A 13875-nucleotide genomic window follows, 5' to 3' on the forward strand; every position below is an offset into this window, starting at 1 on the left:
TTAGTGTGCCGCCCTTGTACGCACTGAGGTCGACGGTCTTCATGGATGGTTTTATCCAACAACTGCTCAACGGCTTGATGACGGGCAGTCTCTACGCGCTGGTGGCCCTGGGGTACACCATGGTCTACGGCATCCTGCGCATCATCAACTTCGCCCACGGCGATGTGCTGATGATCGGTGCGCTCGTGGGCTTGTCGATGATTCGCCTGTTGCAGGCGACCTGGCCGGCGTTGCCACCGCTGCTGGTGTTGCTGACGGCCACCTTGGTCGCCATGGCATTTTGTGCGGTGCTGGCGGTGGTGATCGAGCGCGTCGCTTATCGCCGGCTGCGTCACGCGCCGCGCCTGGCGCCGTTGATCAGCGGCATCGGGGTGTCGCTGCTTTTGCAAACCATTGCGATGCTGGTCTGGACCCGTAACCCGCAAATGTTCCCGCAACTGCTGCCGCTGGAACCCATCGAAGTACTGCCCGGGGTCTCCGCGCACCCGGCTGTCACCAACGCCACGGCCCTCACCACCATCGCCATTGCGCTATCAGTGATGGTCGCGCTGCTGGTGCTGGTCGAGCGCACGCGCTTTGGCCGGGCCATGCGTGCCGTGGCGGAAAACCCCCAGGTCGCGAGCCTGATGGGCATCAACCCGAATCGGGTCATCGTGCTCACCTTCGCCATCGGCGGCGCCCTGGCGGCATTGGCCGGGGTAATGATGGCCAGCAACTACGGCAGCGCGCATTTCTACATGGGCTTTCTGCCGGGGATCAAAGCCTTCACCGCCGCGGTGCTGGGCGGTATCGGCAACCTCAAGGGCGCCATGCTCGGCGGCCTGTTGCTGGGGCTGATCGAAGCCCTGGGCACCGGCTACCTGGGCGCCGCCACCAACGGGGTGTTCGGCAGCAATTATCAGGATGTGTTTGCCTTTATCGTGCTGATCGCGGTGCTGGTGTTCCGTCCTTCGGGGCTGTTGGGCGAACGTCTGGCGATCCGCGCATGATCAACCCACTCACTGCCAATCAACGCGCCAGCCTTGGCCTGCTGCTGTTTGCCGTGGCCCTGGTGCTGGCACCGTGGATCGTCGGCCACGCCGGTGGCAACACCTGGGTGCGGACCCTGGATTTTGCCCTGCTGTACATCATGCTCGCCCTTGGCCTGAACATTGTGGTCGGTTATGCGGGGCTGCTGGACATGGGTTTCATCGCGTTCTACGCGGTGGGCGCCTACCTGGCCGCGTTGCTGTCGTCGCCCCATTTGCTGCAACAGTTTCCAGCCTTGGCGGCGTTGCTGCCGGCGGGCATGCACACCTCGATCTGGTTGATCCTGCCCCTGGGCGCCTTGCTCGCGGCGGGGTGCGGCGTGGTGTTGGGTGCGCCGACCTTGCGCCTGCGCGGCGACTACCTGGCCATCGTCACCCTGGGCTTTGGCGAGATCATCCGTATCCTGCTGCGCAACCTCGACCGCCCGGTGAATATCACCAATGGCCCCAAAGGCATCGCCCAGGTCGATCCGGTGAACCTGCTCGGCGTGAACCTGGGCCGTACCCAGGAACTGTTCGGCCTGCGCCTGCCGTCGGTGTACCTCTATTACTACCTGTTCGCCGCGCTGGTGGTGCTGATTCTGTTTGCCTGCATTCGCCTGGAGCGCTCGCGCATCGGCCGTGCCTGGGTGGCGATCCGCGAGGACGAAGAAGCGGCCGAGGCCATGGGCGTGAACACCGTGCGCCTCAAGTTGCTGGCGTTTGCAATAGGCGCCGCGTTCGGCGGGGTGAGCGGCGCGCTGTTCGCCTCGTTCCAGGGCTTTGTCTCGCCGGAATCGTTCACCCTCAACGAGTCCATTGCAGTGCTGGCGATGGTGGTGCTCGGCGGCATGGGCCATATCCCGGGGGTGATCCTCGGTTGCGTACTGCTGGCGGCGTTGCCTGAAGCGTTGCGCGCGAGCATGGGCCCGTTGCAGCAGGCGTTGTTCGGCCAAGTGCTGGTGGACCCGGAAATCATCCGCCAACTGTTCTACGGCCTCGCGTTGATCCTGGCGATGCTCTATCGACCCGCCGGGCTGTGGCCCAAAGGAGTGGCACGATGAACGCACCTCTGTTGCAGATTGACCGGGTCAACAAACACTTCGGGGGCGTGGCGGCGTTGACCGATGTGAGCCTGAGTATCCAGGCCGGCGAAATCTACGGGCTGATCGGCCCCAACGGCGCGGGCAAGACCACCTTCTTCAATGTCATGACCGGCCTCTATACCCCGGATTCCGGGCGCTTCCAGCTCGATGGCCGGGAGTACCGGCCGACCAGCGTGCATCAGGTGGCCGAAGCCGGCATTGCCCGCACGTTTCAGAATATCCGCTTGTTCAATGCCATGAGCGCCCTGGAAAACGTCATGGTCGGGCGCCATGTGCGCACCCGCAATGGCCTGTGGGCTGCCTTGAGCAGGCATCGCCGTGCTCGCGACGAGGAAGCCCAAACCCGTGCCCACGCCCATCGCCTGCTGGCGTATGTAGGGCTGGCGGGGTTCGCCCATTATCGCGCCGACAGCTTGAGCTACGGCCATCAGCGTCGCTTGGAAATCGCCCGCGCATTGGCCACCGAACCGCGCCTGCTGGCCCTGGATGAGCCGGCGGCGGGTATGAATGCTAGTGAAAAAGTGCAGTTGCGCGGCCTGCTGGAAAAGATCCGCGACGACGGCCATACCCTGCTGTTGATCGAGCACGACGTGAAGCTGGTGATGGGCGTATGCGACCGCATCAGCGTGCTCGATTACGGCCAAGTCATCGCCGTAGGGCCGCCCGTCGAAATGCGCCAGCACCCGGCAGTGGTCCAGGCCTACCTGGGAGCCAGTGCCCATGTCTGAAGCCTTGTTGAACGTCGACGGTTTGCAGGTGCGCTACGGCGCCATCGAGGCGGTCAAATCCCTGGATTTGCACATTGCCGAGGGTGAGCGCGTCACGCTGATCGGTGCCAACGGTGCGGGCAAGACCTCCAGCCTCAAGGCGCTGATGGGTCTGCTGCCGGCCAGTCAGGGTGCAATCCGCTTTGCCGGGCGCTCGATCCTCGGCCAGGCGCCGGACCAGTTGCTGCGCCAGGGCATCGCCATGGTCCCGGAAGGGCGCGGAATTTTTGCGCGCATGAGCGTGCTGGAGAACCTTCAGTCCGGTGCGTTTTTGCGCCGTGACAACGAGCAGGTGCAGCGCGAAATGCGCCAGCTGTTCGAACACTTTCCGCGCCTGGAAGAGCGCCTGCAGCAGTCCGCCGGCCTGCTCTCGGGCGGTGAGCAACAGATGCTCGCCCTGGCCCGTGCGCTGCTGTCACGCCCGCGTTTGCTGATCCTCGATGAGCCGTCCATGGGCCTGGCGCCGATCATGGTGGAAAAAATCTTCCAGGTGATCGACGACGTGTGTCGCCAGGGCATGACCCTGCTGTTGGTGGAACAGAACGCACGGCTGGCCCTGCAAGTGACCGACCGCGCCTATGTGATGGACACCGGCCGCATCAGCCTCAGCGGGCCCTCCGCAGATTTGCTTGAACACCCCGAGGTGCGCAGCGCCTACCTCGGTGAATAACGGCTCGATGAAAAAACACCCATGACGCTACCGGACGCCCGGCGTGTTCCGACCCGCCCGAAAAGAAACAGGAACGACTGATGAAGACTTTCAACAAAACCGCACTGATTGGCCTGGCCCTGAGCAGCCTGGCGAGCGCCATGGCCCAGGCCGACCAGACCGTGCTGATCGGCCTGGCCGGTCCCTTGACCGGGCCCTCGGCCCGGATTGGTAAAGACCTGGAAAACGGTGCGCAACTGGCCATCGACCAGGCTAACGCCAAGCACCCGACAATCAATGGTGAGGTGGTGACCTTCAAGCTGGTGTCCGAAGACGACCAGTCCGACCCGCGCACCGCCGTGACCGTTGCCCAACGCCTGGTGGATGAGGGCGTGGTCGGCGTGGTCGGCCACTGGAACACCGGCACCAGCATCCCGGCGGCGCGGGTCTACCACGATGCCGGCATCGCCCAGGTTGCGCCGGTCGCTACCGGGCATGCCTACACCCAGCAGGGCTTCGACACCAGCTTTCGCATCATGGGCCACGACGACGATGGCGGCCAGGTGGCCGGCCGCTATGCGTTGAACACCTTGAAAGCCCAGCGTATTGCCGTGATCGACGACCGCACCGCATTCGGCCAGGGGCTGGCGGACCAGTTCGTCAAATCCATCGAGGCCGGTGGTGCCAAGGTGGTTGCCCGCGAATACGTGGACGACAAGACCATCGACTTCAGTGCCGTGTTGACCAATATTCGTAGCCAGAACCCTGACCTGATCTTCTTCGGCGGCGTCGACGCCCAGGCTGCACCGCTGGCCCGGCGTATCAAGCAGTTGGGGATCAAGGCACCGCTGATGGGCGCCGGTGGGTTTGTCAGCCAGACTTTCCTGCAGCTGGCGCAGAACGAAGGCGAGGGCGTGATTGCCTTGGAGCCGGGCCTGGCGATTGCGCAGATGCCGGGTGGCAAGGCGTTCGAACAGGCCTATAAAGAACGCTACAAAACCGCGATCGAACTGCATGCACCGTTTGCCTATGACGGCGTTGGTGTGTTGGTGGCGGCCATCGAGAAAGCCGGATCCACCGACCCACAGAAGTACCTGCCGGTGCTGCGCGCCATCAGCTATCCGGGCGTGACTGGCACGATTGCGTTCGATGCCGAGGGCAACTTGAAGCAACCGTCGTTCACCGTTTACCAGGTCAAGGCCAATCAATGGCAGCCGGTGAGTGTGGCGGGCGGCCAATAAACCCACCCCCTCTGCAGGTGCGAGCTGGCTCGCTCCTGCAAGGGTCAATGGAGAGATGCGATGAGCAAACTGGAAGGTGAACTGGGCATCCTTGCCCGGCGCCGGATCGAGGCGGAAATCATCAAGCCCATCTACGAGATCCTCAAGCGCGAGCAGGGCAAGGACTTTGCCGCCGCCGTGATCGGCGAAGCCGTGGGCAATGCGGCGATCCAGGCCGGCAAGCATTTTGCCGCACTGGAAGAGCAGGGCGCCGACCTCAAGAGCTTTGTGGAGTTGCAAGTGCTGTGGGAGAAGGATGACGCGCTCAAGGTCGAGATCATCGCCAGCGATGCCGAGCACTATGACTACGACGTCAAGCGCTGCCGCTACGCCGAGATGTACCACGAGATGGGCCTGGGCGAGATCGGCCACTTGCTGTCGTGCAACCGCGACGAGCTGTTTATCGTCGGCTACAACCCGAACATCGAACTGATCCGCACCCAGACCATCATGGGCGGCGCGCATCACTGCGACTTCCGTTATCGGGCCAAACCCCATGAGTAACCTGGCACGGGTCAACGGCGAACGCCTGTGGGCTTCGTTGATGGAGATGGCGCAGATCGGTGCCACCGAAAAGGGCGGTGTGTCGCGCCTGGCATTGACCGACGAGGACCGGCGTGGCCGCGATCTGTTCGTGCACTGGTGCACTGCGGCCGGTTGCACGGTACGGGTGGACGCCATGGGCAATATATTTGCGCGTCGCGCCGGGCGCCATGACCACCTGGCGCCGGTGATGACCGGCTCCCACGGCGATTCCCAACCCTTCGGCGGCAAGTACGACGGCATCTATGGCGTACTCGCCGGAGTGGAAGTGCTGCGCACCCTGAACGACCTGGGGATTGAAACCGACCGGCCCATCGAAGTGGTCAACTGGACGAACGAAGAGGGCTCGCGCTTTGCCCCGGCGATGATTTCCTCCGGCGTCTACGCTGGCGTGTTCGACCTGGAATACGGGTTGTCCCGTGTGGACAAGGCCGGCGTGACCATCGGCCAGGCCTTGCAGCAGATCGGCTATGCCGGCCCCCACCCGGTGGGTGGCCAGGCGGTGCATGCCGCCTTTGAACTGCATATCGAACAAGGCCCGATCCTCGAAGCCCAGGGCATCACCATTGGCGTGGTCACCGGTGCCCAGGGCCAGCGTTGGTACGAAGTCGAATTGAGCGGGCGCAGCGCCCATGCCGGCACCACCCCGATGGACCATCGCCTGGATGCGCTGCTCGGTTTTGCCCGTGTGGTCGAGGCCGTGAATGGGCTGGGCCTGGAGCAGGGCGCGGAAGGACGGGCCACGGTGGGCATGGCGAATATCTTCCCCAACTCGCGCAACGTGGTGCCGGGACGGGTGTTTTTCAGCGTGGAATTCCGGCACCCGGACGAGGCCGTGCTGGCACGCCAGGACCAGCAATTGCGCGACGCCGTGGCGCACATCGCCGAAGGCATCGGCTTGCAGCACAGCGTTAAGCAGATCTTCCAGTACGCACCGATTGCCTTCGACAGCGATTGTGTAGAGGTGGTACGCGCGTCCGCCGAGGCGTTGGGCTACAGCCATCGGCCGATGATCTCCGGCGCCGGGCACGACGCCTGCTACCTGAACCGGGTGGCGCCGACCGCGATGATCTTCGTACCGTGCGTGGACGGGCTGAGCCATAACGAAGCGGAGGAGATCTCCCCCGAGTGGTCGACGGCAGGGGCGGATGTGTTGCTCCAGGCCATCCTGGCCAAGGCTGGGATCTGAAGGTACATACAAGTCTGATGTGGGGGGAGCAAACTCCCTCTAGACGCGCTACGTCGAAGAGGTAGGGGGGCCTCCCCACAGTGATTCTTCATCGTCGGTGAGGTCAGCGGAAGAACTCACCGGGCGTGGCATCGAACTGCTGCCGAAACGCGTTGATAAACGCCGACGTGGACTCATAGCCACAGTTCAACGCCACATCGGTGACCCGTTCGCCTTGCTCCAGGGCGGGCAGGGCGCTCAATAACCTTAAACGCTGGCGCCAGGCTCGAAATGTCAGGCCGGTATCACGCAAGAACAACCGGCTCAGGGTCTTCTCGCTGACCTCCAGCTTTCGGCTCCAGTGCCCGAGGGTGGTCTGCTGCTCAGGGTGCATATTCAGGCTGCGATAGATGAGCCGCAGGCGCGGGTCCAGCGGCAAGGGCAGCATCAGGTCCACCTGGGGCGCTGCGGCCAACTGGTCCAGTATGACCTGGGCCAGGCGCCCATCCGGCCCGTCCTCGGCATATTCCACCGGCAGCTCGCTGAAGCTGCGGATCAACTCGCGCAGCAGGCTGCTCACCTCCAGCACCTGGCAGCGTTCGGCGGCCCAAGTGGTGACGCTGCAATCGAGGTACAGGCTGCGCATCTCGGTGTGGGGCGAGCTGTACACTCGATGCGGCATGCCCGCGGGGATCCACACCGCCCGCTGGGGCGGCGCGACGAAGCGGCCGGCGCTGGTCTGGATCTCCAGCACCCCGGAAATGGCGTAGGACAATTGCACCCACGGGTGGCTGTGCCGGCGGGTCAGGGCGCGGTTGGGCAGCGATTCGGTGCGCCCATACACCGGCCTTGGCAGGCTGGAAAGCCCAGGCACACTGCGGCGTACGGTATTGGCATGTCCTTTAGGCGGCATTTACTGGCTCATTGGCGTTAGTCGGTAACAAGGCGTTACGTTAGAGTCGCCATGACGCTCTTGGCAACCCCCGGAAGATTCGCTTATGACTCGCCCCCGTTTTCTGCCCGACAACTTCACCCTGACCTTGATCGCCACGGTGATCCTCGCCTCCCTGCTGCCCGCCAGCGGCCAGACCGCCATGGCCTTCGGCTGGGTCACCAACCTGGCCATCGCGCTGCTGTTCTTCTTGCACGGCGCCAAGCTGTCGCGTCAGGCCATCGTCGCCGGCGCGGGCCACTGGCGTCTGCATCTGCTGGTGTTCAGCCTGACCTTTGTGCTGTTCCCGCTGCTGGGCCTGGCGCTCAAACCGGTGTTGTCGCCGCTGATCGGCAAAGACCTGTACATGGGCATGCTTTATCTCTGCGCCTTGCCGGCCACGGTGCAGTCGGCGATTGCCTTTACTTCGCTGGCGCGGGGCAATATCCCGGCGGCGATCTGCAGCGCGGCGGCCTCCAGCCTGTTCGGCATCTTCCTCACGCCGTTGCTGGTGACGCTGTTGCTCAATGTGCACGGCGAGGGCAGCTCCACCGTCGATGCGATCCTGAAAATCAGCGTGCAACTGCTGCTGCCGTTTATCGCCGGGCAGATCGCCCGCCGCTGGATCGGCGCATGGGTGGGGCGCAATAAAGCCTGGCTGAAGTTCGTCGACCAGGGTTCGATCCTGCTGGTGGTGTACGGCGCGTTCAGCGAAGCGGTCAACGAAGGCATCTGGCACCAGATCCCGCTGTGGGAACTGGGCGGCCTGGTGGTGGCCTGCTGCGTGTTGCTGGCCTTGGTGCTGGTGGCGTCCACCCTGTTGGGCAAGGCTTTTGGCTTTAATCAGGAAGATCGCATCACCATCCTGTTCTGCGGCTCGAAGAAAAGCCTGGCCACGGGTGTGCCGATGGCCCAGGTGCTGTTCGCCGGGGCGAGCATGGGCGTGCTGATTTTGCCGTTGATGCTGTTTCACCAGATCCAGTTGATGGTCTGTGCGGCGTTGGCGCAGCGTTATGCCAAGCGGCCGGAGTCCATTCCGGAACTGATGGCACAGGTGGATCCTTGAAGGTCCGTGTTACTATTTTTCCGCGCTGCTCAAGGGCCGGCATTGGGCCGCCTTGACCCGCGCGGAAACCGAGTACGACGACCTGTAAATGAGCATTTCAGCCGCAACCCCCCAAGCCAACTGGCAACCGGTCATCGCCCTCGCGTTGGCCGCCTTTGTGTTCAACACCACCGAATTCGTCCCCGTCGGCCTGCTCAGCGCCATTGGCGCCAGCTTCGACATGCCGGTTTCCAGCGTCGGCCTGATGCTCACCATCTATGCCTGGATCGTGTCCCTGACCTCGCTGCCGGTGATGCTGCTGACGCGTAACGTCGAGCGACGCAAGCTGCTGATCGTGCTGTTCTGCCTGTTTATCGCCAGCCATATCCTTTCCAGCGTGGCCACCAGTTTCGGCCTGTTGATGGTCAGTCGCGTCGGCATTGCCTTGTCCCATGCGCTGTTCTGGTCGATCACCGCGTCCCTGGCGGTACGCCTGGCGCCGCAAGGCAAGCAGGTGCAAGCCCTCGGCCTGCTCGCCACCGGCACGTCCCTGGCAATGGTGCTGGGCATTCCCCTGGGGCGTCTGCTCGGCGAAGCCATGGGCTGGCGCACCACGTTCCTGGTGATCGGCGCGTTCGCCGCCGCCCTGGTGTTCTGGCTGGCGCGCACCTTGCCCTTGCTGCCGAGCCAGAACTCCGGTTCCCTGCGCAGCCTGCCACTGCTGTTCAAGCGTCCGGCGCTGGTGGCGTTGTATGTGCTCACGGCGATGACCGTGACCGCGCAATTCACCGCCTACAGCTATATCGAACCCTTCGTTGAAGGCGTGGCCGGCATGAGCGGCAGCGCGGTGACCCTGATCCTGCTGGTGTTCGGCGGCGCGGGCATCATCGGCTCGCTGCTGTTCAGCCTGGTGCACCGCCTCAACCCCCACCTGTTCGTGGTCGGTGCGGTGTTTATCCTGGCCGCGTGCCTGGCGCTGATGCTGCCCTTGAGCGGCGCCGAGTCGTACCTGGTGATCCTCAGTGTGTTCTGGGGCATGGCGATCATGGGCTTCGGCCTGGCCATGCAGTCCAAGGTGCTGGTGCTGGCCCCGGACGCCACCGACGTGGCCATGGCGATGTTCTCCGGTATCTACAACATCGGCATTGGCGGTGGCGCCCTGATGGGCAGTTGGGTCGGCAGCCACTTCGGCTTCGCCTGGGTCGGCGTGGCGGGCGGGTTGCTGGCGGCGCTGGCGTTGATCGGGTATTGCCTGGCGATTCGCAAGTTTGGGACCGGAGTGGTGCAGGACTGACGTGCGAAGCGCCGCAGATTAAATAGAACCAGACAAGTCTTACAGGGCCCCTCAATGCCCATTGCTACCGTCGCCCAGGACCGCCCACAGCCTGTGGTGACGGCGCTTGAACAGCAATGGAGTCGACTGTGCAAAAACGTTTGACCGCAGAGTTTCTGGGTACCTTCTGGCTGACCTTCGGGGGATGTGGCAGTGCCATTCTGGCGGCCGCATTTCCTGGTTTGGGCATTGGTTTCGCAGGGGTTTCCCTGGCATTCGGGCTCACCGTACTGACCATGGCCTATGCCGTGGGGGGATCTCCGGAGGGCATTTCAATCCGGCCGTCACCATCGGCCTGTGGGTAGGGCGCCGTATGTGCGGTGGGGATGTGTTGCCCTACATCGCGGCGCAGGTCATTGGCGCGCTGGCTGCGGCTGCGGCGCTGTACGTGATTGCCAACGGCCAGCCCGGTTTCGACATGGGGGGCTTTGCCGCCAACGGCTACGGCGAACTGAGTCCGGGCCTGTTCGATATGAAGGCGGCGTTGCTGGCTGAAGTCATCGCCACGTTCTTCTTTGTGCTGATCATCATGCGCGTCACCGCACCAGGCGCGGCCGCCGGCTTTGCGCCGATTGCCATCGGCCTGGCACTGACCCTGATTCACCTGATCCTGATCCCGGTGACCAACACCTCGGTCAACCCTGCGCGCAGTACCGGGCCGGCGTTGTTTGCCGGCGGTGAGTACATTGCGCAGTTGTGGTTGTTCTGGCTGGCGCCGATAGTGGGCGGGGTGCTGGGGGCCTGGGCGGCGCGTGGCCTGACGGTGAATGCGCCACAGGGCTGACGTCGGGATCAGGCCACCGGAATCAGCGGGTCAGCCGCCGCCAGGGCGGTGGCCCGTTCGGCGGCTGGCGGGTAGATCCACACCGTGTTGATCTGCTGCTTGAGCTCCTTGGCTTCCTGGCCCACCAGCTTGAGTTGACGATCCCAGCCCTCGGTGTACACCGCGCCCCAGGCCCCGAGGTCGAGGCAGGTGACGTATTTGGGCTGGCTGTAGGTCATCGGGGCCACGCCGATCAGGTCGGCGGCGACGTTATTGCCGGCGTAGCGGCCCAGGGCGATGGCGTGCTGGCAGGACATGCCGGCGAAGTGACCGAGGTCGTCGGTGGCGGCGTAGGCCACATCACCGGCGGCAAACACATCGGCCTGGCCCTTCACCTTGAGGTTGCCGTCCACATGCAGGCGGCCCTGGGGGTCATGGGTACCGCTGAACTGTTCGGTCAGCGGGTTGGCGCGAAAGCCGATGGTCCAGATCACGGTGCTGGACTCGATGCGCTGCCCATCGGCCAGGGTCACGCCGCCGGCATCCACCGCGGCCACGGAGGTGTTCAATCGCCATTCGAGGCCCAGGTGTTGGCTGGCTTCGACGATGGACGGGCGAATGCCATCGCCCATGGATGCCCCGATCTGCGGACCGCGGTCCACCACGATCACACGGATAGTGGCGTCGTCACCCAGTGCTGCGCGCAGGCGTGCCGGCATTTCGGTGGCGGTCTCGATCCCGGTAAACCCGCCGCCGGCCACCACCACGGTGTTGCGTGCCGGGCTGTCGGGCAGGTTTTTCAAACCCTTGATATGGGCTTCGAGGCGCGTGGCGTCTTCGATCTGGTCCACATCGAACACGTGCTGGAGACCTTCCATCTGCGGGCGATTGAGACGACTGCCGGCGGCCAGCACCAGGCGGTCGTACTTGAGGGTGGTGGGGATGCCTGCCGCGTTGCGGTAGGTCACCTGCTTGCCGTGTTCATCGATGCGGTCGGCGGCGCCCTCGATGAAGTCCACGCCGACTGCCGCAAACAAGGGGCCCAGCGGTGCCTGCATGGCATGCACGTCGGCCTCGTAGAAACGTGGACGAATGCGTAGCGCCGGCTGTGGGGCCAGGACGCTGATCTGCACGTCATGGCGATCATGTTTATCCAGCAGGCGCGCGGCGCTCAAGGCGCTCCAGACACCGCCGAACCCGGCGCCGATGATAAGGATGTGCTGCTTCATGGGGATGCTCCAGGGACCAGGTCGATACGATTGCTCAAGGCGCAATGCGTTACCGGCCTACTCTAAGAGCGCCGCGGTTTGGCGGGTAGGACAGAAAACCCTGAATAACTGCCAAGCGGCCTGCCGTCAGCGGGAAAAGCGTGCGCGGTAGTCGCGAGGGGAAATCGCAAGGTGGCGATGGAAGGTGTAGCGCATGCGTTCTTCATCGCCAAAGCCACACAGGTGCGCCACCTGGTCGATGTTGCGCTGGGAGTCTTCCAGCAGGCGCCGTGCCGCCTCCACGCGAAACAACTCGATGGCCTTGGCCGGGGTGCGCCCGGTTTTTTGCTTGTAGACCCGGGCGAAGTTGCGCGGGCTCATGCGGCTTTGTTCCGCCAGGCGCTCCACCGTAAGCTCGCGGTCACTGAGGTTGTCGGCGATCCACAGGTGCAACGCATCGAAACCGGCAGTGTCGTCGGTCTGGGCTTGCAGCAGTTGGCTGAACTGGGCCTGGCCGCCGGGCCTTTTGAGAAACACCACCAGTTCCCGCGCCACTTGCAGGGCGACGTGACGCCCGCAATCGGCCTCTACCAACGCCAGCGCAAGGTCGATGCCGGCACTCACGCCTGCCGACGTCCACACATTGCCTTGCTGGACAAAGATCGCGTCCATGTCCACATCGATGCTGGGAAACCTGCGCTTGAGCATGTCGCACATCGCCCAGTGCGTGGCAGCACGTCGGCCCTGGAGCAAGCCGGCCTGGGCCAGCAGGAAGGTACCGCTGCACACCGAGGCCGTGCGCCGGGCCCGAGTGGAGGCGTGACGCAGCCAGTCCACCAGGTCGGTGTTGGCGGCCAGCGCCTGTTGAATGGCGGGGGCGCCGGGTACGATCAAGGTGTCCAGGGCGGCGGGGTCAAATTGCGCCAATGGCAGGGTGTCGACGCTCAATCCTTCGGCCGTTGGCATCAAGCCGCCCGCCAGGCTGGCGGTGTGCACCACATAGCCCGGCAGGCCACGCTCGACCATGGCCTTGGTGGCAGCCCAGAACACGGTCTGGGCACCGGTCAGGTCGAGCAGGCCCATTTGCGGGTAGGCCAGGAACACCAAGGTGCGCGACTGGCCGAGCGGCTGGACGGGGTTCATAGCGCCGACAACACCGCCTCGAGTTTTTCCTGGTCCCGTGCAAACTGTCGAATCCCTTCCGCGAGTTTCTCAGTGGCCATCGCATCTTCGTTCGACGCCCAGCGGAACTGCGCTTCGTTCATTGGCTGGCGCGCTTCGCCTTCGGTCACCGGCACCAATTTGCGCGCCAGCGTGCCCTGGTCTTCGTCGAGCTTCTGCAGCAGCTCCGGGCTGATGGTCAGACGATCGCACCCGGCCAGCTGTTCGATCTGGCTGAGGGTGCGGAAGCTTGCGCCCATCACCACGGTGTTGATCTGGTTGGCCTTGTAGTAGTTGTAGATGCGCGTCACCGATTGCACGCCCGGGTCATCAGCGCCGGTGTAGTCCAGGCCGGTGTTCTTGCGGTACCAGTCGTAGATGCGGCCCACGAACGGTGAGATCAGGAACACCCCGGCATCGGCGCAGGCCTGGGCCTGGGCGAACGAGAACAGCAGGGTGAGGTTGGTCTGGATGCCGGCTTTTTCCAGGCGTTCGGCCGTGCGGATGCCTTCCCAGGTGGAGGCGAGCTTGATCAGCACGCGGTCGCGGCTGATACCGGCCTTGTCGTACAGGGCGATCAACTGGTTGGCCTTGGCCCACAGCGCGTCTTCATCGAAGGACAGGCGCGCGTCGACTTCGGTGGAAATACGTCCGGGAATGACCTTCAAAATGCCGGCACCCACTGACACCGCGAAGTGGTCGCAGGCCAGGCCGACGTCGCCCTTGGCCAGGTTGACGGCATTGCGCAGCAGCTCGGCGTATTCCGGGATCGCGGCGGCCTTGAGCAGCAGCGATGGGTTGGTGGTGGCGTCCACCGGACGCAGGCGGCTGATGGCTTCCAGGTCGCCGGTGTCGCAGACCACGGTGGTGAATTGCTTGAGTTGTTCGAGCTTGGACGTCATGAGCGGCAATCT

The 13875-nt window shown here is 64.1% G+C and carries 13 protein-coding genes and 1 pseudogene; 10 read left to right on the forward strand and 4 right to left on the reverse strand.

Going from position 1 to position 13875, the window contains the following annotated elements; all coding sequences use genetic code 11:
- Positions 1-41: 41 nt before the first annotated feature.
- The 7 genes from BB029_RS28585 (at position 42) to BB029_RS28615 (ending at position 6541) form a co-directional block, all read left to right on the forward strand.
- Positions 42-989 (forward strand): branched-chain amino acid ABC transporter permease, encoded by a 948-nt coding sequence (locus tag BB029_RS28585; RefSeq protein WP_065941813.1) that lies wholly within the window; start codon positions 42-44, stop codon positions 987-989.
- Complete coding sequence (locus BB029_RS28590; RefSeq protein ID WP_065941814.1) at positions 986-2071, forward strand: ABC transporter ATP-binding protein; 1086 nt, start codon at positions 986-988, stop codon at positions 2069-2071. The genes BB029_RS28585 and BB029_RS28590 overlap by 4 nt, the downstream gene beginning before the upstream one ends.
- Complete coding sequence (locus tag BB029_RS28595) at positions 2068-2841, forward strand: ABC transporter ATP-binding protein (protein WP_065941815.1); 774 nt, start codon at positions 2068-2070, stop codon at positions 2839-2841. The genes BB029_RS28590 and BB029_RS28595 overlap by 4 nt, the downstream gene beginning before the upstream one ends.
- Positions 2834-3550 (forward strand): ABC transporter ATP-binding protein, encoded by a 717-nt coding sequence (locus BB029_RS28600; protein WP_065941816.1) that lies wholly within the window; start codon positions 2834-2836, stop codon positions 3548-3550. The genes BB029_RS28595 and BB029_RS28600 overlap by 8 nt, the downstream gene beginning before the upstream one ends.
- Before the next feature lie 80 nt (positions 3551-3630).
- On the forward strand, positions 3631-4770 hold the full coding sequence (locus tag BB029_RS28605) for a branched-chain amino acid ABC transporter substrate-binding protein (RefSeq protein WP_065941817.1): 1140 nt from the start codon (positions 3631-3633) through the stop codon (positions 4768-4770).
- A gap of 60 nt (positions 4771-4830) precedes the next feature.
- Complete coding sequence (locus BB029_RS28610; protein ID WP_065941818.1) at positions 4831-5313, forward strand: L-2-amino-thiazoline-4-carboxylic acid hydrolase; 483 nt, start codon at positions 4831-4833, stop codon at positions 5311-5313.
- Positions 5306-6541 (forward strand): Zn-dependent hydrolase, encoded by a 1236-nt coding sequence (locus tag BB029_RS28615; RefSeq protein ID WP_065941819.1) that lies wholly within the window; start codon positions 5306-5308, stop codon positions 6539-6541. The genes BB029_RS28610 and BB029_RS28615 overlap by 8 nt, the downstream gene beginning before the upstream one ends.
- 103 nt (positions 6542-6644) lie before the next feature.
- Here the strand turns inward: BB029_RS28615 and BB029_RS28620 are convergent, their stop codons facing one another.
- Positions 6645-7433: a helix-turn-helix domain-containing protein gene (locus tag BB029_RS28620; protein WP_065941820.1), complete on the reverse strand. Its 789-nt coding sequence runs from the start codon at positions 7431-7433 to the stop codon at positions 6645-6647.
- Between the two features lie 85 nt (positions 7434-7518).
- On the opposite strand from BB029_RS28620, the gene BB029_RS28625 reads away from it, so the two are divergent.
- From BB029_RS28625 to aqpZ, 3 genes and pseudogenes are all read left to right on the forward strand, one after another.
- Positions 7519-8517, forward strand: a complete 999-nt coding sequence (locus BB029_RS28625; RefSeq protein ID WP_065941821.1) for a bile acid:sodium symporter family protein — start codon at positions 7519-7521, stop codon at positions 8515-8517.
- Positions 8518-8605: 88 nt separating this feature from the next.
- The gene (locus BB029_RS28630) at positions 8606-9790 is read left to right on the forward strand and encodes a sugar transporter (protein WP_065941822.1); all 1185 of its coding nucleotides are present in this window, start codon (positions 8606-8608) and stop codon (positions 9788-9790) included.
- Positions 9791-9918: 128 nt separating this feature from the next.
- A pseudogene (aqpZ, locus tag BB029_RS28635) lies at positions 9919-10613 on the forward strand (aquaporin Z).
- 8 nt (positions 10614-10621) lie between these two features.
- Here aqpZ and BB029_RS28640 read toward each other — a convergent pair.
- The 3 genes from BB029_RS28640 to tal form a co-directional block, all read right to left on the reverse strand.
- Positions 10622-11821 carry an NAD(P)/FAD-dependent oxidoreductase gene (locus tag BB029_RS28640; protein ID WP_065941823.1) on the reverse strand — a complete coding sequence of 400 codons (1200 nt, stop codon included), beginning with the start codon at positions 11819-11821 and terminating at the stop codon, positions 10622-10624.
- A gap of 126 nt (positions 11822-11947) precedes the next feature.
- Positions 11948-12943: a GlxA family transcriptional regulator gene (locus tag BB029_RS28645; protein WP_065941824.1), complete on the reverse strand. Its 996-nt coding sequence runs from the start codon at positions 12941-12943 to the stop codon at positions 11948-11950.
- Positions 12940-13863, reverse strand: a complete 924-nt coding sequence (gene tal / locus BB029_RS28650; RefSeq protein WP_065941825.1) for a transaldolase — start codon at positions 13861-13863, stop codon at positions 12940-12942. The genes BB029_RS28645 and tal overlap by 4 nt, the downstream gene beginning before the upstream one ends.
- Between the last annotated feature and the right edge of the window lie 12 nt (positions 13864-13875).

This window comes from Pseudomonas sp. S3E12, assembly GCF_001702295.1.
GTDB classification, from domain to species: Bacteria; Pseudomonadota; Gammaproteobacteria; order Pseudomonadales; family Pseudomonadaceae; genus Aquipseudomonas; species Aquipseudomonas marginalis.